Annotated in this window: 21 protein-coding genes and 1 pseudogene; 12 read left to right on the forward strand and 10 right to left on the reverse strand. The window is 59.5% G+C overall.

Features of this window, described 5'->3' with window-relative positions:
- Positions 1-155 precede the first annotated feature (155 nt).
- From ATY80_RS19005 to ATY80_RS19050, 10 genes and pseudogenes are all read left to right on the forward strand, one after another.
- Positions 156-1,049 carry a PaaX family transcriptional regulator C-terminal domain-containing protein gene (locus ATY80_RS19005; RefSeq protein ID WP_088693892.1) on the forward strand — a complete coding sequence of 298 codons (894 nt, stop codon included), beginning with the start codon at positions 156-158 and terminating at the stop codon, positions 1,047-1,049.
- Positions 1,050-1,335: 286 nt separating this feature from the next.
- Positions 1,336-1,527: pseudogene (locus ATY80_RS19010) on the forward strand (3-oxoadipyl-CoA thiolase); the annotation flags it as partial.
- A 25-nt stretch (positions 1,528-1,552) separates the two neighbouring features.
- On the forward strand, positions 1,553-2,557 hold the full coding sequence (gene paaA, locus ATY80_RS19015; RefSeq protein ID WP_088693893.1) for a 1,2-phenylacetyl-CoA epoxidase subunit PaaA: 1,005 nt from the start codon (positions 1,553-1,555) through the stop codon (positions 2,555-2,557).
- Between the two features lie 56 nt (positions 2,558-2,613).
- The gene (gene paaB, locus ATY80_RS19020) at positions 2,614-2,898 is read left to right on the forward strand and encodes a 1,2-phenylacetyl-CoA epoxidase subunit PaaB (RefSeq protein WP_088693894.1); all 285 of its coding nucleotides are present in this window, start codon (positions 2,614-2,616) and stop codon (positions 2,896-2,898) included.
- On the forward strand, positions 2,898-3,677 hold the full coding sequence (paaC, locus tag ATY80_RS19025; RefSeq protein ID WP_088693895.1) for a 1,2-phenylacetyl-CoA epoxidase subunit PaaC: 780 nt from the start codon (positions 2,898-2,900) through the stop codon (positions 3,675-3,677). The genes paaB and paaC overlap by 1 nt, the downstream gene beginning before the upstream one ends.
- A 15-nt stretch (positions 3,678-3,692) precedes the next feature.
- Positions 3,693-4,217: a 1,2-phenylacetyl-CoA epoxidase subunit PaaD gene (gene paaD / locus ATY80_RS19030; protein ID WP_088693896.1), complete on the forward strand. Its 525-nt coding sequence runs from the start codon at positions 3,693-3,695 to the stop codon at positions 4,215-4,217.
- Positions 4,218-4,243: 26 nt separating this feature from the next.
- Positions 4,244-5,320 carry a 1,2-phenylacetyl-CoA epoxidase subunit PaaE gene (paaE, locus tag ATY80_RS19035; RefSeq protein ID WP_088693897.1) on the forward strand — a complete coding sequence of 359 codons (1,077 nt, stop codon included), beginning with the start codon at positions 4,244-4,246 and terminating at the stop codon, positions 5,318-5,320.
- A 25-nt stretch (positions 5,321-5,345) separates the two neighbouring features.
- Complete coding sequence (locus ATY80_RS19040; protein ID WP_088693898.1) at positions 5,346-6,101, forward strand: Phenylacetic acid catabolic protein; 756 nt, start codon at positions 5,346-5,348, stop codon at positions 6,099-6,101.
- A 16-nt stretch (positions 6,102-6,117) separates the two neighbouring features.
- Positions 6,118-8,175: a phenylacetic acid degradation bifunctional protein PaaZ gene (gene paaZ / locus ATY80_RS19045; RefSeq protein WP_088694077.1), complete on the forward strand. Its 2,058-nt coding sequence runs from the start codon at positions 6,118-6,120 to the stop codon at positions 8,173-8,175.
- Positions 8,176-8,180: 5 nt separating this feature from the next.
- The gene (locus ATY80_RS19050; protein ID WP_088693899.1) at positions 8,181-8,795 is read left to right on the forward strand and encodes a transferase hexapeptide repeat family protein; all 615 of its coding nucleotides are present in this window, start codon (positions 8,181-8,183) and stop codon (positions 8,793-8,795) included.
- A gap of 283 nt (positions 8,796-9,078) precedes the next feature.
- On the opposite strand, the gene ATY80_RS19055 is transcribed toward ATY80_RS19050, so the two are convergent.
- The 6 genes from ATY80_RS19055 to ATY80_RS19080 form a co-directional block, all read right to left on the reverse strand.
- Positions 9,079-10,086 carry a ScyD/ScyE family protein gene (locus ATY80_RS19055; RefSeq protein ID WP_088693900.1) on the reverse strand — a complete coding sequence of 336 codons (1,008 nt, stop codon included), beginning with the start codon at positions 10,084-10,086 and terminating at the stop codon, positions 9,079-9,081.
- On the reverse strand, positions 10,065-10,805 hold the full coding sequence (locus ATY80_RS19060) for an SUMF1/EgtB/PvdO family nonheme iron enzyme (RefSeq protein ID WP_088693901.1): 741 nt from the start codon (positions 10,803-10,805) through the stop codon (positions 10,065-10,067). Before ATY80_RS19060 ends, ATY80_RS19055 begins: the two co-directional genes overlap by 22 nt.
- Before the next feature lie 16 nt (positions 10,806-10,821).
- The gene (locus ATY80_RS19065; protein WP_088693902.1) at positions 10,822-11,883 is read right to left on the reverse strand and encodes an ABC transporter ATP-binding protein; all 1,062 of its coding nucleotides are present in this window, start codon (positions 11,881-11,883) and stop codon (positions 10,822-10,824) included.
- 5 nt (positions 11,884-11,888) lie between these two features.
- Positions 11,889-12,764, reverse strand: a complete 876-nt coding sequence (locus ATY80_RS19070; RefSeq protein ID WP_088693903.1) for a carbohydrate ABC transporter permease — start codon at positions 12,762-12,764, stop codon at positions 11,889-11,891.
- Positions 12,761-13,684 carry a sugar ABC transporter permease gene (locus ATY80_RS19075; protein WP_088693904.1) on the reverse strand — a complete coding sequence of 308 codons (924 nt, stop codon included), beginning with the start codon at positions 13,682-13,684 and terminating at the stop codon, positions 12,761-12,763. Before ATY80_RS19075 ends, ATY80_RS19070 begins: the two co-directional genes overlap by 4 nt.
- A 122-nt stretch (positions 13,685-13,806) precedes the next feature.
- Positions 13,807-15,066, reverse strand: a complete 1,260-nt coding sequence (locus tag ATY80_RS19080) for an ABC transporter substrate-binding protein (RefSeq protein ID WP_088693905.1) — start codon at positions 15,064-15,066, stop codon at positions 13,807-13,809.
- A 438-nt stretch (positions 15,067-15,504) separates the two neighbouring features.
- On the opposite strand from ATY80_RS19080, the gene ATY80_RS19085 reads away from it, so the two are divergent.
- Both ATY80_RS19085 and ATY80_RS19090 read left to right on the forward strand, forming a co-directional pair.
- Positions 15,505-16,908: a nodulation protein NfeD gene (locus ATY80_RS19085; RefSeq protein WP_088693906.1), complete on the forward strand. Its 1,404-nt coding sequence runs from the start codon at positions 15,505-15,507 to the stop codon at positions 16,906-16,908.
- A gap of 25 nt (positions 16,909-16,933) precedes the next feature.
- A complete protein-coding gene (locus ATY80_RS19090; protein ID WP_088693907.1) occupies positions 16,934-17,695 on the forward strand; it encodes a slipin family protein in 762 nt (253 codons plus the stop codon).
- A 90-nt stretch (positions 17,696-17,785) separates the two neighbouring features.
- Here ATY80_RS19090 and ATY80_RS19095 read toward each other — a convergent pair whose 3' ends face one another.
- The 4 genes from ATY80_RS19095 to paaG form a co-directional block, all read right to left on the reverse strand.
- Positions 17,786-18,382 (reverse strand): TetR/AcrR family transcriptional regulator, encoded by a 597-nt coding sequence (locus ATY80_RS19095; protein WP_088693908.1) that lies wholly within the window; start codon positions 18,380-18,382, stop codon positions 17,786-17,788.
- 107 nt (positions 18,383-18,489) lie between these two features.
- Entirely contained in the window at positions 18,490-19,800 is a 1,311-nt protein-coding gene (gene paaK / locus ATY80_RS19100; protein WP_088693909.1) for a phenylacetate--CoA ligase PaaK, read from the reverse strand.
- 30 nt (positions 19,801-19,830) lie between these two features.
- Positions 19,831-20,280 carry a hydroxyphenylacetyl-CoA thioesterase PaaI gene (gene paaI, locus ATY80_RS19105; protein ID WP_088693910.1) on the reverse strand — a complete coding sequence of 150 codons (450 nt, stop codon included), beginning with the start codon at positions 20,278-20,280 and terminating at the stop codon, positions 19,831-19,833.
- The gene (gene paaG / locus ATY80_RS19110; protein ID WP_088693911.1) at positions 20,277-21,071 is read right to left on the reverse strand and encodes a 2-(1,2-epoxy-1,2-dihydrophenyl)acetyl-CoA isomerase PaaG; all 795 of its coding nucleotides are present in this window, start codon (positions 21,069-21,071) and stop codon (positions 20,277-20,279) included. Before paaG ends, paaI begins: the two co-directional genes overlap by 4 nt.
- Between the last annotated feature and the right edge of the window lie 200 nt (positions 21,072-21,271).

Genomic DNA, 21,271 nt, shown 5'->3' on the forward strand with positions numbered 1-21,271 from the left:
GCGATCCGGGAACCGTGATGGGACGGCGACCAGATCGGCGGCTTTCGAAAAAAACCTTTACCGCGATTTCCGCCAAAGGCATCCTCATCTCGTGGTGGGGTGCTGCGGCGTGCCTAATATGATAGATCGCACCGCCACTATCGAAGGAGGAGCCGGTGACGGCAGCGACCAATCGGGCAGATGCCGGGGCTAGCGAACTGATCCGACGGATTCTTGCCGAAAGCCCGCTTAAGGCAGCCGGTTTTATCGTGACGATCTACGGCGACGTCGTCGAGCCGCGTGGCGGCATCGCATGGATTGGCAACCTGATCGAGACATGCGCAGACGTTGGCATCAGCGAGACGCTCGTGCGCACTGCCGTGTCACGGCTCGTTGCTGCAGGCCAGCTTTGCGGTGAGAGACAGGGCCGGCGCAGCTATTACCGACTGTCGCGCTCGGCCGGCAGCGAGTTTGCCGCTGCAGCGCGCGTGCTGTTTGGCACTCCTGAGGAGGGCAGTTGGCAGTTCGTCCATGTTTTTGGGCCCTCCGTCGAAGAGGCCATGCAAACGCTCAAGCGCAAAGGTCATGCCCGTATTGCCTACCGCCTGGCGGTCGGGCCTGAAAGACGTTCGGCCGAAGCAATTCCCGGCTTGGTATTTCGCGCAGACGCCCCGCTGGATCACGACGCCCTTCAGGCCTTTGCCCTGGAAAATTGGGATCTGGCGGCCCATGCGCGCGCTTATGAAACATTTCTGGAGCAGTTCGGCTCGATGTCCGATCCGGCCGAGGCTGTTGGGATTTCACCGGCGACGGCGCTTATTATCCGGCTTCTCCTGGTGCATCGGTTTCGCACCGTTCACCTTCACGATCCAAGGCTGCCAAGCGCTGCCCTGCCCGGCGACTGGCCAGGCAAAGCGGCGCGACAGCTATTTTCTCAAGTCTATCGACGTTTCTCGCCCGCGGCCGATGCGTTCATCGCCCGAACATTCCTGACGGCCTCCGGCCCGCTTCCAGCCTCAACGCCGACAACCAATCGTCGCCTTGAGACACTTACCAGCGAAGCCGGTTAACTCGAGCTTTCCCATGCTTTTCAGGCCGGTGTGCTGCTTTTGTGCTAGAATATTCCAAAGGACATTAAACATCACACATCTACGAGAAAAATCGATTGATCTGTGACATTTCGCATGATAAATACATAACCGATCGGTCGGTTAATTAATGCGGCTCGATGAGCCCTCGGAGCAGAGGAAGTTGCGCATGTTGGAAGCGTTCATCTGTGATGCCGTTCGTACACCCATCGGCCGGTATGGCGGTATGTTGGCAACGACGCGCATAGACGATCTGGCAGCCCTGCCGCTGCCGGACGATGCGCCCCATGTCAATCCGAATGGGGGCGCCATCGCGATGGGCCATCCGCTGGGCATGAGCGGCGCCCGACTATTCACGACGGCAAGGTATCAATCGCACCGCCAGGGCGGTCGCTATGCGCTTTGCACCAGGTGCGCTGGCGTCGGTCAAGGCATCGCAATCATCCTCGAGCGCGTCTGACGCGCGAAGGCCAAGGAGACGAACCATGTACGCGCAGATGGTCAGGACCGACAGCGCCCGCGTCAAGACGCTCGATGAGATGGATCCGGTCGAACGTGCCTTCCAGGAGCGCATCGACGCTGGCCAGAAGATCGAACCGAAGGAATGGATGCCGGAAGGATACCGCAAGGCGCTGATACGCCAGATCAGCCAGCATGCGCATTCCGAAATCGTCGGCCAACTGCCGGAGGGCAACTGGATCACCCGCGCCCCGACGCTCGAGCGCAAGGCAATATTACTCGCCAAGGTGCAGGACGAGGCCGGTCACGGTCTCTACCTCTATTGCGCTGCAGAGACGCTCGGCATCAGCCGGGACGAGATGTACGAACAGCTGCACAGCGGCAAGGCGAAATACTCCTCGATCTTCAACTATCCGACGCTGAGCTGGGCCGATATCGGCGCCATCGGCTGGCTGGTCGATGGTGCGGCGATCATGAACCAGGTGCCGCTTCAACGCTGTTCCTACGGGCCTTACGCCCGCGCCATGGTTCGCATCTGCAAGGAAGAAAGCTTCCATCAGCGACAGGGCTTCGACATCCTGATCAAGATGGTCAGGGGCACACCCGCCCAGAAGGAAATGGTCCAGGACGCATTGAACCGCTGGTGGTGGCCGTCGCTGATGATGTTTGGCCCCTCCGACGACGCATCGGTGCACTCGGCCCAGTCGATGTCGTGGAAGATCAAGCAGAACTCGAACGACGAGCTGCGCCAGAAGTTCGTCGACCAGACAGTCCCACAAGCTGAATATCTCGGCCTGACGGTGCCCGATCCTGATTTGAAGTGGAACGAGGAAAAGGGCGGCTACGACTTCGGCGAACCCGATTGGACCGAGTTCTTCGCCGTCATCGCGGGCAACGGCCCGTGCAATGCCGAGCGCCTCGGTGCCCGCCAGAAGGCGTGGAACGACGGCGAGTGGTTCCGCGATGGTCTCGTTGCCCATGCCGAAAAGATGAAATCTCGAGGCTCTACCGCGTCGATGTCGGCCGAATAAACAGCATGGCGTCAGAGGGCGCCGCTCTAATCAGTTGCAAGCAGGGAGAAACACCGATGTCCAGCGAATGGCCCCTCTGGGAAGTCTTCATCCGCGGCCAGCACGGCCTCAATCACCGGCATGTTGGCAGCCTTCACGCACCCGATGCCGAGATGGCTGTCAACAACGCCCGCGACGTCTACACCCGTCGAAACGAGGGGGTGAGCATCTGGGTGGTTCGTTCCAGCGACATCACGGCCAGCGCGCCCTCGCAAAAGGGTCCGCTGTTCGATCCGTCGAATTCGAAGGTCTATCGCCACCCGACGTTCTTCGACATTCCCGAAGAAGTGGGGCATATGTGATGAGTGCGATCTCCAATGTGTCGGTCAGCGACGCGGCGCTTTTTGAGTTCCTGACCCGCCTCGGCGACAATGCCCTGATCCTCGGCCATCGCGTCTCCGAATGGTGCGGGCATTCGCCAGCACTTGAAGAGGACATTGCGCTTTCCAACACGGCCCTTGACCTGATCGGTCAGACCCAGCTGTGGCTCGGCCTTGCCGGCGCGATCGAAGGTCGGGGTCGAAGCGCCGACGATCTCGCCTATCTGCGCGATGCCCGCAACTTCCACAACGTCCTGCTCGTCGAACGTCCGAACGGCGATTTCGGCAAGACGCTGATGCGTCAGTTCCTGTTCGACGCCTGGCATTTCCTGCTGTTGAAGGCACTGTCGTCATCGACAGACAAACGCATCGCCGACATCGCACAAAAGGCCTTCAAGGAAGTGGCCTACCATCTTGATCGCAGCCGCGATCTGATCATCCGTCTTGGTGATGGCACCGCCGACAGCCATCGGCGAATGCAGGAGGCACTTGACGAGCTATGGGCCTATACCGGCGAATTCTTCATCGGCGACGCGATCGATGCCGAGCTTTCTTCAGCAGGCATCGCACCACGGCCTGAAAGTCTGAAAGTAGAATGGGACGAGCTGGTCGGCGAGGCCCTGAGCGAAGCGACGCTCAAAAAGCCAGCCGATGGTTTCATGCACAAGGGCGGCAAGCGCGGTGTACACACCGAACACATGGGTTTCATTCTGGCTGACCTGCAGTTTCTGCAGCGGGCCTATCCGGGCGCGACCTGGTAACGGAAGGAGGCGGTTATGACGACCGCAACTTTGCCATCCACGGCCGATATCTGGCAGTGGCTCGGGGAGGTTCCGGATCCCGAAATTCCGGTGATCTCGCTGGTCGATCTCGGCATTATTCGCGATGTCGCATTTGAGGACGACACATTGGTCGTGACGGTAACACCCACCTATTCCGGCTGTCCGGCAACGGCAATCATCAACCTCGATATCGAGCAGGCGCTGAAAGAAAAAGGGATCGAAAAGCTGCTGCTGCGGCGCCAGCTTTCGCCCGCCTGGACGACGGACTGGATCAGCACGGACGGTCGCGACAGGCTGCGCGACTACGGCATTGCCCCGCCGGTCGCCGGCAGCGCGACAGACGGCATCCTCAACCAGCGCATTAACCGTCTGTCCGGCCGCTCCAATCTGACAATCGCCTGTCCGCGTTGCGGATCGACGAACACGGAAAAGATCAGCCAGTTCGGCTCGACCCCCTGCAAGGCGAGCTATCGCTGTGCCGACTGTCTTGAACCATTCGATTATTTCAAGTGCATCTGACCCTTTGCTTGAGTGAGGTCCGCAATATGGCACGTTTTCATTCTCTTCAGGTCACTGACGTCAGGCGCGAAACGCGCGATGCCGTGGTCGTCACCCTTGCTCCGCCGGACGAGGACCGTGGTGCGTTCGATTTCACGCAGGGCCAGTACCTGACGTTCCGCCGCAAGTTCGACGGCGAGGAGCTGCGCCGATCTTATTCGATCTGTGCCGGGCGCAACGAAAGTGTTTTGAGGGTCGGCATCAAGCGGGTGGATGGCGGCTGTTTTTCGACCTGGGCAAATGAAGAGTTGCGGGTCGGTGATACGCTGGAAGCGATGCCGCCGATGGGTGCATTCTTCACCGCGATCGAACCTGAGGTTTCCAAGAGCTATCTCGGATTTGCCGGCGGCAGCGGCATCACGCCGGTGCTGTCCATCATCAAGACCACGCTTGCGCACGAGCCCCGTTCACGCTTCACCCTCGTCTACGCAAACCGTCAGATCAGCTCGATCATGTTCCGTGAGGAACTGGACGACCTGAAGAATACCTATCTTGGCCGCCTGTCGATTCTGCATGTGCTGGAAAGCGAAGCCCAGGATATCGACCTTTTCACCGGCCGGATCGACGCGCAGAAGTGCAAGGCGCTCTTCAAGCACTGGATCGATCCGAAGTCGGTCGATACCGCCTTCATCTGCGGTCCAGAACCGATGATGCTGACGATCGCCGCCGCCCTTCGCGATCACGGCATGCGCGACGAACAGATCAAATTCGAGCTCTTCGCCTCCTCCCAGCCCGGCCGCGCACGCCAAAGGATCGAAAGCGTTTCTGCTTCCGACAGAGAGACCGCGTGCGAGGCGACTGTAACGCTCGACGGCGCCACCCGTGTCTTCAAGATGCCGAAGCAGGGTCAGACGCTGCTGGAAGCGGCTCTCGAAAACAGCATGGACGCCCCCTATGCCTGCAAGGCAGGCGTCTGTTCGACTTGCCGGGCCAAGGTGATCGAAGGCGAGACCGAGATGGAGGTCAACCATGCTCTCGAGGACTATGAGGTCCGGCAGGGCTACGTCTTGACTTGCCAGTGCTATCCGCTGAGCGACCGTGTCGTGGTCAGCTATGATCAATAGTCCGCGATAGAACGGAGACCAATCAATGTCCGATACGATGCCGATCGAGGAATATCTGCTCAAAGGGGGCGTGCTGACGTCGCCCGACAATGCGCCTCCTCGTTATCGCGGCGAGCTTCTGCGCCTGATGGCGAGTTTCGTCGACAGCGAGCTTGCCGGCGCTGCCGGCTTTGCCGACACGATCAACGATGCGCCCGGGATCAAGGAGCGCATCGCGTCTGCCAAGATCGTGCTCGAAAAGACCGATCATGCGGGTCGCGTGCTGGAGATCATGGGAAGCTTCGGCGCCGATACCGGCCGTTATGCGATACATCATCCGTGGGATGCGCGCCTGGCACGCGATGCCGACATCGGTGCTGCGCGTCAGGGCGGCGACATGCGCCTTTCGGTTTTTCACTATCCGCTGCAGGGCTGGATCGACGCGGTCGTCATGAACGTGCTGATGGGCACTGCAAGCACTTTCCAGCTGCGCGAACTCACACACGTTTCCTATCAGCCACTTGCCGACGTGTTCCGCGCGATCCTGCCGCGGGAGGCCCATCACACCGACCTTGGCATCGAAGCGCTGAACCGGATTGCTGAAAGTGAAAATGGCGCGAGGGCGGCGCGTGAGGCGATCGCCTATTGGCGCCCGCGCGTTGCCGCAAGCTTCGGGCTATCTGCCTCGGCCCGATTTGAAACGCTGGCTCGCTTTGGCCTTCGCCACACACCCAACGAGGCGCTGATGTCTGAATGGCGAGCGGCCATTGATGCGCGGCTTGCTGCGTGCAATCTGAACTGACCGGAAGGATAAAATGATGGACGTTCTGGTAAACCCGCCGCGTCGCCTCGAAAGCTACGTCTATGGCCGCTGGGTTCGCGGCACCAGGGATGGCGCCGAACTGCGCGACGCCTCCACGGGCGTACCGGTGGCATGGATTGATTCGACCGGCGTGGACTTTGCTGCGTCTCTCTCCTATGGCCGCCAAAGCGCGGGCCCGACGCTGCGCCGCATGTCGTTTCACGAACGTGCCGCCATGCTGAAGGCGCTTGGCCAGGCGCTGATGGAGCGCAAGGAGGAGTTCTACCTCCTTTCGTCGGCAACCGGTGCGACGAAGGCAGACAGCTGGATCGATATCGACGGTGGTATCGGCACGTTGCTGTCCTATGCCTCAAAAGGCCGGCGCGAGCTGCCCAATACCCGTGTGCTCATCGATGGCGACGTGGAAACGCTGTCGCGCGATGGCACGTTCGCGGCGCGGCACATCCTGTCGCCGCTGCAGGGTGTCGCAGTTCACATCAATGCCTTCAATTTTCCGGTCTGGGGCATGTTGGAGAAGCTGGCGCCGACCCTGCTTGCCGGCATGCCGGCGATCGTCAAGCCGGCAAGCCAGACGGCCTATCTTACCGAGCTGGTTGTCCGCCGTATGGTCGAAACCGGTCTTTTGCCCGAAGGCGCCGTGCAACTTGTCTGCGGTTCTGTCGGCGACCTCCTGGACCACGTCGACGGACAGGATGTTGTCACGTTTACGGGTTCGGCGCGGACCGGCCGCAAACTGAAAACGCATCCGGCGATCATCGACAATTCCGTGCGCTTCACCATGGAGGCAGACAGCCTCAATGCCTCAGTCCTCGGCCTTGACGCCGGACCTGGCACCGTGGAATTCGACCTTTTCGTCAAGGAAGTCTCCCGTGAAATGACGGCAAAGGCCGGCCAGAAGTGCACCGCGATCCGCCGTATCATCGCACCCCGCGTTTATTGCGACGCGCTGATCTCCGCCCTTGAGGAACGCCTTGGCAAGACAGCACTTGGCAACGCGGCCGATGACAACGTCCGCATGGGTCCGCTTGCAAGCCTTGCCCAGCGCGACGAGGTCCGTGCCCGCATTGGCGATCTGCTTGCCGACGCCGAAATCGTCGCCGGCGACCCTGACAATCCGTGTATCGTGTCGGGTGACGCCGATGCCGGCGCCTTCCTCAATCCGGTTCTCCTTTATTGCGACAAGCCATGGGAAGCCAAGGCCGTTCACGACGTCGAGGCCTTCGGCCCCGTTAGCACGGTGATGCCCTATGAGAGCGCTGAAGAGGCCGTCGACCTTGCCCGTCGTGGCAAGGGAAGCCTGGTATCGTCGGTCTTCACGAACGATCCAGCCTTTGCCGAAGACGTCGTCCTTGGCATGGCGCCGTTCCACGGTCGCGTGCTGATCGGCAACCGCGTGAGTGCAAGGACGTCGACTGGACACGGCTCTCCGTTACCGGGCCTGGTGCATGGTGGCCCCGGACGCGCCGGCGGCGGCGAGGAGCTCGGTGGACTGCGCGGGGTAAAGCACTACATGCAGCGAACCGCCGTGCAGGCTTCGCCCACACTTTTGTCGGCTGTCACCGGCCGCTGGGTTGCGGATGCCGAGGTGCGCAAGGATGGCGAACATCCGTTCCGCAAGTCGCTGGCCGAATTGCGCGTCGGCGACCAGCTCGTCACCGGCACGCGCGTGGTCACGCTCGAGGATATCGAGCATTTTGCCAACTTCACCGGTGACACCTTTTACGCCCACATGGACGAGGAAGCCGCCCGCGCCAATCCCTTCTTTGACGGGCGTGTTGCCCACGGCTATCTGATCGTCTCCTTCGCTGCTGGCCTGTTTGTCGACCCAGCTCCCGGTCCGGTCCTTGCTAATTATGGCATCGACAACTTGCGTTTCCTCACGCCGGTCAATTCGGGGGACACCTTGCAGGTGCAACTGACCTGCAAGGAAATCAATCCGCGCATCGGCGCTGAGCATGGTGAGGTGCGCTGGGATTGCAGGGTGACCAACCAGAACGGTGCGACGGTCGCGCAATACGACGTGTTGACGATGGTCGCCAGGACAAGGAACTGAACGAGATGGCGCAGGTCTACTCCTATGACGGCGTCGTGCCCGTCATCCATCCGACGGCCTTCATTCATCCAGCAGCGGTTGTGATCGGCGATGTCATCATCGGCCCCGCCTGCTATGTCGGCCCCTGTGCCGTGCTGCGAGGTGATTTCGGACGGATCGTCATGGAACGCGGCTCAAACGTCCAGGAGACCTGCGTTGTTCACAGCTTTCCCGACGTCGAGGTGGTGATTGGCGAAGGCGGCCATATCGGCCACGGAGCGGTTCTGCACGGCTGCCGGATTGGTCGCAATGCCATGGTCGGGATGAACGCGGTCGTCATGGACGAAGCGGTAATCGGCGAAAATTCGATCGTTGCAGCCATGGCTTTCGTCAAGGCCGGGGCCGATATCCCCCCAAACAGCCTTGCGGTCGGATCGCCAGTCAGGGTCATTCGCGAGCTCAGCGAAAAAGAGATCGCCTGGAAGCGCCAGGGAACCGGAATCTATCAGCGCCTTGCCCTGGAGGCCAAAGATAAGCTTCGACCCGTTGAGCCGCTGAACGAACCGGAGGCAGACCGTCAGCGGATCGAGGCTCCGAAATATGATCCGTTGATCCTGGAGCGGCTTAAATTCGTTGACTGAGCCGATCCTGTTCCACCAGCAAGCGAGATCTGATCGATCGCGATTTAGCGCCGAGCGCGTCGCTACCGCATTGTTTCGACAGCATTAATATACGACAAGAGACCGGGAACTAGGTAGATCCTGTGAGGAAGGTGAATAGCGGCCGGCGCTCCGGATCGGTGCGCTGAGATAGGCATGCTTGCCTCCGAGGTGGGGTGTTTGTGGTGGTGAAGCACCTCGCCCTGCCACAGGGCTGGTCGCTATAGCCTCCTCATAGGATCCAACCAATTCCGCAAAGCCACGGTCAGCGAGCAGATACACGCGTCAAGACGTGAAGGTTGCCGCCCAGCTCGGAAACGACGATCCGCCGTTCATCCCAGACAAGCACAGACACTGGGCGGGTCAGGCCCTCGAGAATAGTCTTCCGTTCCCGCCCCACTTTATCGAACTTGAGCAATCTTCCGCTCGCCTTGCGAAAACCATCCTTCTGGTCGTAGGTGCCGTGTTCGAGAACAAGCATTTCTCCACCCTTGTCGAAAGCAACACTTACCGGCGCATTGAGAGCTTCTACCTCAATCTGCGGCGTTGACTGATCGCCAGCTTCGGGAAGCGAAACGATCTTTCCACCTCCGGCAAGGAAAGGAAAGCCGCCGAACAGCGCTATGTAGAGGCGCCCTTCGTGAAGGGCGATACCAGTCGGCACAGAATCGGTTTCGTAACTGTTGCCTTCGGCGAACTCCGTCGGGGAAAGGCTGCGGAGCGCCGTTGGCGCCTGGCTCATGCGGCGGAATGTCAAAAGCGTGCTTTTCCGGCCGTCGGGCCGTATGCGCTCGAGACTGTTTCGTGCGGAGTCGACTACGTAGTAGCTTCCGCTCGCTGCAATGAAGTCGAACGGATTCCAGAAATCACTGCTGATGACATGGACCTGACCGGCGGCGTCGATCGAAACGAGCGCGTGGTCGAATGGCCCCTCCTTGGAGCCGACCGGCGTCCATCCCTGGGCGACGACAACGCCATCGCCGGTACGGACCACACGATAGGGACCCGTCGGGTCGCCGATCACGTCGAGGCCATGGGGAAATACCGGACCGAATGCGACAAGCTTGCCGTCCGCGCCGCGCCGGTAGAGCCGGCCGCTGGCGAGATCGCTGACGAGCAAGCCTCCGGCATCGCGAGACAGGCCGGCGAAGGCGGCACCAGGCGTGTTGAAGGTCTCGAGCGTGTAGCCGGCCGACGCCGTCGGCACGGCACCGGCGCCAGCGGCTAGGAGTAGAAAAGCGGCTACGACAATCAAGGTGCAGAACGCACGCATCTGAAACCACCATTGGCTGAGAACCGGAATTCAGGCTCATAGGCGAGGCGATATGTCGTTGTCAGGTGGCTTGGATCGCTGTTCCAGGAGCCACCACGAAGCACGCGGTATACCCCGGTGTTCTTCGCCGCGGTCCCACCTTCATACGGGGCGTAGACATCGCGAGTCCACTCCCAGACATTGCCGACAAGATTGAGGACGCCCTCCTTGCTTGCGCCATCGGCAAAGGACGCCGCCGGTGCGGTCATCGGATACCCATCGCGCGCGTCTGCGGAACAACAGACATCGGCTCCGGCATTTGTCCGCGCAATGCCTGGTGGGACCTCGCCCCATGGAAACGCGCCGCCCTTCGTTCCTCGCGCCGCCCGTTCGTACTGTCGTTCCGATGGAAGATCCAACCCGTAGTGACGGCAAAATGCATCGGCATCTCCCCAACTGACCCCGACGACCGGTCGGTCGTCCAATCCGAGGATTGGGTGATTGGCATAGAAGGCCGCACGATGGCCGGTCTCCTTGACGAAGAGCTCATATTGCTGGTTTGTAATCTCGGTGCGATTGATCGCAAACGCCTGCCCCTCCAGTTCCAGCCGCGGGCGTTCGTTTTCAGGGCCGTCGTCGCGGCCGAAGATGAACGTCCCGGCAGGAATTTCAATCAGCGGATTTTCAGCGGTGAAGCGGCCATCGGCAGCACTCGCACCAAATGCCAGGGTGATCACCATCGCCGCCGTCCAAAGGCTAGAAGTCAACACGGTCGTTAGTCCGGCCATCGAACAGAAAGACGCGATCCGTCGCGACCTTGACGCCGATCTGCTGGTCGATCTGACCCGTGAAATTCTTGTCGGCACGCAAGGTGACGAGTTGACCTCCCAACCGCAGGCTCACAAGCGTATTCTCGCCGGTGAGTTCCGCCGAATAGATCGGCGCCATCAGATTGACGTCTGCATCGCCGGCATCAGTGGGGTGGACGTCCTCCGGGCGGACGCCGAGGACCGCTGAAGAGACGTTTGCCCGGCCGATACCGGTAACCCTGAGGCCGGAACTGGCGAACACACCGTCTCTCACTTCTCCCGGAATGAGGTTCATCGGCGGCGAGCCGACAAAGCCGGCAACGAAGAGTGTGCGGGGATCGTTATAGATTTCCCGCGGCGTCCCAAGCTGCTCGACGACGCCATTATTCATCACGGCCACTCGATGGGCCAGCGTCATCGCTTCTATCTGGTCATGGGTGACATAGATCGTCGTGACCTTAAGCTCATGCTGCAGATGCTTCAGCTCGGCGCGCATCTGCGTGCGAAGCTTGGCGTCGAGATTGGACAGCGGCTCGTCCATCAAAAATACGCGTGGCGTGCGTACGATAGCGCGGGCAAGTGCCACGCGCTGGCGCTGACCGCCGGAAAGCTCCTTCGGCAGCCGCGACAACATCGGTTCGAGTTCCACGCGCCGTGCGACTTCGGCTATTCGTCGCTTGCATTCAGCCGGCGGAACTTTGCGGATCTTTAGCGGGTAGCCGATATTGTCTTCGACGGTGAGGTGTGGATACAAAGCATATGACTGGAATACCATGGCGACGTCGCGATACTTGGGAAGGACACCATTGACGCGGTCCTCGTCGATGTAGATGTCGCCGAGTGTCGCTTCCTCCAGCCCCGCAACCATCCGCATGGTCGTTGTTTTGCCGCAACCGGAAGGTCCGAGCAAAACGAGAAACTCGTTGTCCCTGATCTCGAGGTTGAAATCACGAACGGCAACGAATTCACCGAACTTCTTGCAAACGTTGTTGAATGTGACGGATGCCATAGGCCTCAACCTTTGACGGCGCCCAGGGACAATCCCCGGACGAGATGCTTCTGGACGATGAAGGCGAAGATGACGATTGGCACGCATGCCATGAACCCCGCCGCGCTGATTTCACCCCAATATGTATTGTACTGCGTTACTCGCCCGGCAATGCCAATGGGCAGCGTCTGCGACTGCTCGGTGAGCGTGATGATGAGGGAAAGTAGAAACTCGTTCCACGAAATGATCACGCAGAAGATCGCGGTGGCTGCAAGCCCGGGCCGGGCAAGAGGCAGCGCCACATGCAGGAATGCACCCCACCGTGTGTCGCCGTCGACGATCGCCGCCTCCTCCAGCTCGACCGGAAGATCTTGGAAGTAGCTCTTCATCATCCAAGTCGCGAAGGGGAGATTGAAGGCGGTGTAGGCGACGATGAGAGCCGACTTCGTGTTGAGCATGTCGAAGTAGTTGAAGAACAAGTAGAGCGGAATGATGCTGACGATGGGCGGCATCATGCGCGTTGACAGGATCCAGAACGAAATCTGCTTCCGCCACTGCCAGGGATAGCTGAACCGGGCCAAGGCATAGCCGGCCATTGTGCCGAAGGTTACCGAAACGGTCGTCGTTCCTACGGCGACGAGCAAGCTGTTTAGCGCGTAGCGCAGGAACGGACGCTGGATAAACGCTTCATTGTAGTGTTTTAGGGTGGGGTTGCGGGGCAGCCATTCAGGCGGTACTGCGAAAATGTCGATATCATATTTGAACGAGTTGGTCGCAATCCAGTAGATCGGAAAAAGTGTGACGACCAGCGCGACAACGATCGTCAGATAGGCCAGCAGGCGGATGAGAACCTCCTTGGTCCGGCTGCGCGCGTATATGGTTTTTGGCAGTGTCATGGTCATTCCGCCAACCGCATGCGTTTCATGAACCAGCTGCTTAAGATGATCGTTACGAACAGCACGAAAAGCGACATCGCGGCCGCGTAGCCTGGATCGGCGAAGCGGTAGGCGACCTGATAAATATAAAGGCTCAAGACCTTGGTCCGGTCAGCCGGGCCCCCTCCCGTCAGTATGAAGACCAGATCGAAAAGACGCAGTGCATCCATGACACGCAGGAGAAGCGCAATGGCGATGACCGGCTTGAGGAACGGCAGCGTCAGGTCCCGGAACTGCTGCCAGGACGATGCTCCGTCGAGCGCAGCGGCCTCATAGGGCTCGACTGGCAAGCTTGCCAACCCCGCCAGCATTAGAAGAAATATGAAGGGTGTCCATTGCCAGACATCGGCAACGATGATCGAGAACATCGCAAGGTTGACGTCGCCCGCCCATGCCTGCAATGGCAGGCCAAGGCGGAACATGATTTCGTTGAGGACGCCGAACTGAGGTTCATAGATCAGCTTCCACGTGATCGCGACCGCGATCGGCGGCAGCATCATCGGGATCATCAGGACGGTCTTCAAAAAGGTCAGCTTGCGGATGAATTTATTGAGGAGCAGGGCCAGGCCGAGACCGAGGACGAATTCCGCCGTTACCGCCACGACTGCAAATATGGTGGTATTCCAGAGCGCCACGTGAAATTGCGTGTCGGACAAAAGCCGCGCAAAATTATCAGCACCGACGAAGGTCCAGGGCAGATCGGGATTCGGGCTGATTTTGTGAACCGCTGCATAGAACATGTAGACGCTGGGAAAGATCGTCAGGCTTAGAAGCATAAGGACTGTCGGCGCAAGCATGAGGAAACGCAAATGCCGCTCCACCCATTGCTCCAGACCGGCGCCCACTCGAGGCGGCGCGGCCAAGCTTTGACTTTGCGACGTCAACATTGACCTCTCCCGTAAGCCCTGCCACGGCGCGCCTGAATTCTCGGGTTACCGGCACATCGGACGCGGTTGCCGGCGCAGTCAAGGGAGCGGCGTTTGAAAACCCCGCTCCGAACGGCTGTCGCCTAGTAAAGGTTCGTAATCCGTGAGACCGCCTCCTGCGAGTTCTTCAGAGCTTCTTGCGGCGTGATCGTGCCTGCGACCACCTTGGAAAGCTCGATGCCGAAGGCATTCTCGATCTCTGGCCACTTCGGGTGACGCGGGCGGGGGGTCGAGGCCTGGATTGCCTGCATCAACACCGGATAGTGCCGGAACTTCTCCTGCGAGGTCAGTTCCGGGTCGGTGAAGACCGAGGTCCGGACCGGCGGATTGCCACGTAGCGCCGAAATCTTCATCTGTTCGGGCGAGGTTGCCCACATCATGAAGTCGAATGCTTCCTGCTTATTCTTGGAAGCCGACATGATGCCCATGGTCCAATGGCCGATTTCCGAGCTGCCCGGTTTCGTTCCGGCGGGAATGGGACTGTAGGAAATCTTGCCGACCATCTTCGATTGCGTCGGATCCTCAAAGGTCGCAACCCAGTTCGGCCAGTTGATCGATGAAGCAGCGGTACCGGCGGCGAGCGCGGTGCCAACCTCGTTGGCGTTGTAGCTCTCCACGCCCTTCGGCGAGACATCGCGTAGCGCAATGAATGTCTTCATCGCAGCCGCCCCTTCTGGCGTATCGATCGTTACCTTCGTTCGGTCAGCGTTGAACATATCAGCGCCATAGGACCAGAAGATTGGCATGAAATCGGCAACCACCGGATTTCCTTGCCCGCCTCGGAAGACGTAACCGAAATAGCGGCCACCTCCGCCTTCTGTCAGCTTCTTGCTCGCCTTCAACACGTCATCCCATGTCTTTGGAGCATCGACGCCGGCTTCCTTGTACTTGGCGGCGTCATAGAAGAACATCTGCGCGTTCCCCACATAGGGTAGACATACGTAGGGTCCCGTATTGTAGGGATTGCGGCAGACCGCCAGGGACTTCGAAAGGAAGTCACTGTCCGGCCCTTCCATTCCGGCCTTCTTGAAGTAAGCGGTCAAATCCTCCAGATGTCCGTTCTCGGCGAAAAACGGAATCCACGGATCGTCCATGAGGATAATGTCGAACACACCGGACTTGGTCGCACCCGCATTGGCGCCTTGCTCGAAGACGTTGGCATAAGGCGCCTGTACGGCCTCCACCTTCGTGCCCTTCAACTTTGCGTAGTCCCCGGCAGCGGCCCTCAGACCGTCGCCCTCGCTGCCCGACGGCACGAGGATCGTGATATCGGCCCATGCGGCTCCATTGATTGCGAGTGCGGACGTCGCAATAGCCAGGGTGAGAAACAATCTGCGAAGCATTGTACACCTCCCATTCCGAGATGTTATCGCGAGGCCCCGGAGAGGGGCTTCACCTTTCCGGCATAGCGGAAACGCCGCCTTGGCACCCCGGCAAACCGCTTTGCGAAAAGTCGAAACATCGCCCGGCATCTCATCCTCGAGCGAGTTGCAAATTTTATCACATCGGGGGTTTTATTTAGAGTGTCTGTATCCGCATTTTTTTTGATTTTTCACCGGTTCTCGCGCAGTTCCGGCGGCGGCTTTGCGCTTGCGAAGCTGTCTGATGAAGGGATAGCGGCAACAAGCGACATTGCCCTCAAACGTCCATCTGAGACTTGAGCCGTCACGCTCGCAAGCTAAGCTGACCTCGAGCGAAAGCTTGAGCTTTACGTCCGTCTTTGGGGCACGCACCTGCGGGGCTTCCTTTCTCTTTGGGATTTCTGACATATATTAGAAATCATGAGCGTTCCGGAGGTGGTAGCGCTGAGTTTAAGGTGTTGGCGATGGCTATCGCCAATGCTGATCTTGTTGTTCACGCTGTTCTCAACTCCTAGCATCTTCACACTATCAGCGTCGCAAACCAACCGCGCTGCGGTCGTCCTCAAGGTGAGCGGCGCCATTGGGCCTGCAACAGCAGACTATGTGACACGGGGCATTCAGCGGGCTGGCGGAGCGGGCCTGATTATCCTTGAGATGGACACGCCCGGCGGCCTTGACACCTCCATGCGGGTCATCATTCGCGCGATCCTTGCCTCGCCCGTGCCAGTCGCCGGCTTCGTCGCACCGAGCGGTGCGCGGGCTGCGAGCGCCGGCACCTATATTGTCTATGCATGCCACATTGCGGCGATGGCGCCAGGCACCAACTTGGGAGCAGCGACACCGATCGCGATCGGCGTAAATCCTTTTGGCGGTGATACGAAACCCGAAAAGGAACCGGGCAAACAAAACGACAAGCCAGCCGAGGCTCCAGGCAGCGCCAGCGACAAAAAACTCATCAACGACGCGGTAGCCTATATTCGCGGGCTTGCGGAACTGCGCAATCGCAACGCCGACTGGGCAGAGCGTGCCGTGCGGGAAGGCGCGAGCCTTTCATCGACTGCAGCCGTGCGCGAACATGTCATTGATTTCACAGCGGTTGATGTCAACAATCTGCTTGCGCAGGCACAAGCGCGCATCGTGCAGGTCGGCCAGACCGACATCCAAATAGATACCACCGGTTTAGCTGTCCAGGAATTCGAACCGGACTGGCGCACGCGACTGCTTTCGGTAATTACCGATCCGAACATTGCAATCATCCTGATGATGGTCGGCATCTACGGTCTGATCTTCGAATTTCTTGCGCCGGGGACGATGCTTCCCGGCACGATCGGCGGCATCTGCCTCCTTCTCGGTCTTTATGCCTTGGCACTGCTTCCGGTAAGTTTTGCCGGCATTGGGCTTATCGTCCTCGGCGTGGGATTGACGGTTGCCGAGATCCATTCGCCAAGCTTCGGCGCCTTTGGCATTGGCGGCGGGATTGCCGTGATCCTGGGCGCAACCATTCTGTTCGATACGGATATGCCGGGCCTTCAGGTTTCGCGTCCTTTACTTGGCACAATCGCTCTTGCATGCCTTGCTTTCAGCCTTCTCGTTGCTCGCCTGGCATTTACCTCGCGGCGGCGCGACGTCGCGACGGGCGCAGAGCAGATGATCGGCATTTCGGGCAAGGTCGAGAGTTGGGCTGGAGCGACGGGTTACGTCATCGCGCATGGCGAGCGCTGGAAGGCTATTTCCGCCGATGCGCTTACCGCAGGGGACCCTGTCAGCGTAATTGCCCGCAACGGGCTGATGCTTAAGGTCGAAAGGCGCATCAACGAGACTTAGCGGCTTGAAGGCAGGAGAAGACGTCATGGCTATGTTTGCAGATCTTGCGTTTTATCTTGTGGCGATCCTGATTTTGCTCGTCATCATTGCATCCGCGGTCAAGATCCTGCGGGAATACGAACGCGGCGTCGTTTTCACATTTGGCCGCTTTACCGGCGTCAAGGGACCCGGGTTGATACTCCTTGTGCCCTACGTCCAGCAGATGATACGGGTCGACTTGCGCACGCGCGTACTCGATGTCCCCAGCCAGGACGTTATCTCGCACGATAATGTATCGGTGCGCGTCAGCGCCGTGATCTACTTCAGGGTCATCGATCCCGAGAAGTCGACGATACAGGTCGAAGACTTCATGATGGCCACAAGTCAGCTTGCCCAGACGACATTGCGCTCTGTCCTTGGCAAGCACGACCTCGACGAGATGCTGGCAGAGCGCGACAGGCTCAACCTGGACATTCAAGAAATCCTTGACACGCAAACGGATGCCTGGGGCATCAAAGTTGCCACGGTCGAGATCAAACATGTCGATATCAACGAATCGATGATCCGTGCAATAGCGCGCCAAGCGGAAGCCGAACGCGAGCGCCGGGCAAAGGTCATCAATGCCGAAGGTGAGCAGCAGGCGGCTGCAAAGCTCCTCGAAGCGGCCGAAATACTCGCCAAGCAGCCGGAGGCCATGCAACTTCGCTACTTAAGCACCCTGAACGTCATCGCCAGCGAGAAGAACTCAACCGTCTTGTTCCCGTTTCCGATGGAACTCGGCAACCTCATGTCCGGCAAACCGAAATAATCAATCGTTCAGGCGCGCCACTTATCATCCTCTGTGACGGTGATCTGCCGATAGCGTGCCGTCGAAATCAAGTGTGATAGTACGATGCGCTTAGCGGACCGCCTTGACGCCCTCGAGGATAAGGGTGGTGGCGATGTCGGCATATTCGTCGCGGCTGACCGGACCGCCTGGACGAAACCACATATAGACCCAGTTCATCATGCCGAAGAGCGACATGGTCACCGGCATCAGCAGCGGCTTGTTCGCATTGAGATCCGGGTTGATCTCGATGATGGTATTCGAAAACCGCTTGACGATCCGCCTTTCGATTTCCCGCAGCTCGTCGAGTTGTTCGCGGGAAAGCGCGCTGGTACCGTTCAGTTGCACCTTGTGCTCGTTGTCGGCGCCGCGATAATTTTCCAATACCTGACGGACGAGGAGCCGCAATCTCTCCTGAGGAGAGACTGCGGGTTGATCTGCGGCAGCAACGGCAGCTTCCAACTCCTCGAGATGGTTGCGAATGATATCGAAGATCAGGGCATCCTTGCTCGGATAATAATGATAAAGCAGGGCTTTAGAAACATTGCTGCGCGAGGCGATGTGAGCCATGGAGGCTTTCTCCATTCCCATCTCGGCAAAAACGGCAGCAGCGCTGCTGAGGAGGCTGCGTTGTTTCTCTTCAAAGTCGATCGCGCGCGTTCGTGCCATATGATCCTATGTTCCTGTTCTTCCTGCGCGCCCTCCACGCGACGAGATTGTGACAACATTTGAATAGGTGCTTCCCGGAATGATCGTCACGCCGGAACGAACCGCTTTTATTCCTTTGGTCGGTTGTCGACGACCCGTTTTGCCTTGCCTTCGGAGCGTGCGACTCCACCCGGATCGCGAATCTCGACCTTTGTGGTAACACCAACGACGCTCTTGATGTAGTGGGCAAGGGATTTTGCCGAGGAGGCGCGCGCAATTTCGTCGGCTGCCTCAGACGTACATTCGACATGGACAGTCATCTGGTCCATGCGGCCGGACCGGCTGAGCTCGATCTGGAAATGCGGCGCAAGCCCTCGACACTTCAGGATCTGCTCCTCGATCTGCGTCGGAAAGACGTTGACGCCGCGAAGGATCATCATGTCGTCGCAGCGGCCGGTGATCTTTTCGATCCGCCGCATGGAGCGTGCCGTTCCAGGCAGCAGGCGCGTCAGATCGCGGGTGCGGTATCGGATGATTGGCAGGCCTTCCTTGGTCAGCGTGGTGAAGACCAGTTCGCCCATTTCGCCATCGGGAAGAACCGCACCGGTCGCCGGATCGATGATCTCCGGATAAAAGTGGTCTTCCCAGATATGCAGTCCGTCCTTGGTCTCGACGCACTCACTGGCAACACCGGGGCCCATCACTTCCGAGAGACCATAGATATCGACCGCATGCATGTCGAACGACTGCTCGATTTCCAGGCGCATTGCATTTGTCCAAGGCTCGGCGCCAAAGATACCGACCGCAAGCGAGCATTCGCGCGAATCAATTCCTTGCCTGCGGAACTCGTCCAGGATGGAGAGCATGTAGGAGGGGGTCACCATGATGATGCGCGGCCTGAAATCCTCAATCAAGGTGACCTGCCGCTCCGTCATGCCACCCGACATCGGCACGACAGTACAGCCAAGCCGCTCGGCGCCATAATGAGCACCAAGGCCACCGGTGAAGAGCCCGTAGCCATAGGCGACATGCACCATATCGCCGGGACGACCGCCGGCGGCCCGGATCGAGCGCGCCACCATGTCCGCCCAGGTGTCGATATCCTTTTGGGTATAACCGACGACGGTCGGCTTGCCTGTCGTGCCCGAAGACCCATGAATGCGAACCAGTTTTTCCCGCGGCACGGCAAACATCCCGAACGGATAGGTGTCGCGAAGATCCTTCTTCGTCGTGAAGGGGAATTTCGCCAGATCGGCCAGCGACTTCAGATCCGAGGGATGGACACCTGCCGCGTCAAGTCGCGCACGGTAAAAGCGTGAGTTCTCGTAGGCGTGGCGCAGCGACCATTTCATCCGCTCAAGCTGAAGCGCAGCAATCTCGTCGCGAGAGGCCGTCTCGATTGCGTCGAGATCGCCAGGGCGAGGTGATAGGTCTTCCATGTCTGTCTCCTCCGAAACGAATGACCGGCTTCACGCCTTTTGCGGCAAAAGGGTGCCCTTGACGGTGCGCGAATGGCCACGAAATTCGGCTATGTGGTCGCCGTTCTGATTGGTCACGTTGACATCGTAGATGCCGCCGCGTCCGCGCCGTGAGACCTCGCGCGCGCAAGCTGTCAACCGGTCCTCGGCAAGGGCCGGTGCGATATAGGTTACCGAGCAATGCTGCCCTACTGTCCGCTGGTTGTAGGTGTTGCAGGCAAAGGCGAAGGCGGAGTCGGCCAGCGTAAAGACATAGCCGCCATGGCAGCTTCCGTGACCGTTGGTCATCTGCGGCTTGACGACCATGGAGATGACAGCCATTCCGGGCGCCACGCGCTCCATGACCATGCCGAGGTGACGGCTGGCATTATCCTCGCGCCACATGGCATCCGCGCAGGCATTGGCAAGCTCCTGCGCTGTCTGAACGAACCTGTCGCTCATTGTCCCTTGAACTCCGGCTTGCGCTTTTCCAGGAACGCGACCACGCCCTCGGCGTAGTCGGCGCTGCGTCCCGCCTCGCGCTGCAGATCGCGTTCAAGCTCAAGCTGCTCATCAAGGGAGTTGGTCGCCGCAGCCTGGATGGCACGCTTGGTCATGCCGAGGCCCATTGTCGGTCCGGCTGCGAGTTTCATGGCAAGATCCTTGGCCTCGTCAAGAAGTGCAGCATCGTCGACCATCTTCCAGATCAGGCCCCAGCTTGCCGCCGTTTCGGCATCCAGAGGCTCGCCTGTCATGGCCAGCGCCTTGGCGCGCGCTTCACCAAGCAGCCGGGGCAGGCTCCAGGTGCCGCCGGAATCAGGCACCAGACCGATCCTGGCGAAGGCCTGAATGAACTGCGCCGAGCGCGCGGCCAATGTGATATCGCAAGCAAGCGCGAGATTGGCGCCAGCCCCTGCAGCAACGCCGTTGACGGCACAGACGACCGGTTTTTCGAGGGTCCTGATCAGACGGATTAGCGGGTTGTAAAAAAGCTCGATCGTGCGTCCAAGGTCCGGCGCCGTCCCATCCTTGCGCGGATCGCGGTCGCCCAAATCCTGTCCGGCACAGAAGCCACGCCCGGCACCGGTCAGAAGCAGAGCCCGCACGGATGCATCCTGATGAGCGCGTTGGAAACCGGCGCGCAATGCCAGATGCATCTCTTCGTTGAAGGCATTGAGCTTGTCGGGACGGTTGAGGGTCAGCGTAAGGACGCCGTCGGCAAACGCCGATAGGATGGTGTCAGATTCCAACATGTTTCCTCCAGTTCCGCCAGGATCGGGCGGTTCACGAAAAAACTCTTGCATAAACCGACCGGCCGGTCAATTATAAATCCACAGCTTGAGAGGAACGTGAGATGGATGGCCTTTTTGACTTCCGCCCAAAGGCGGCTGGCCGCATGGAACCGGGGCCAGCCCAGGTCCTGAGCGCCGATTGGGGCATTCGCGAAGCCTAG

Origin of the sequence: Rhizobium sp. R711, from assembly GCF_002211365.1 — a bacterium.
GTDB lineage: Bacteria > Pseudomonadota > Alphaproteobacteria > Rhizobiales > Rhizobiaceae > Rhizobium.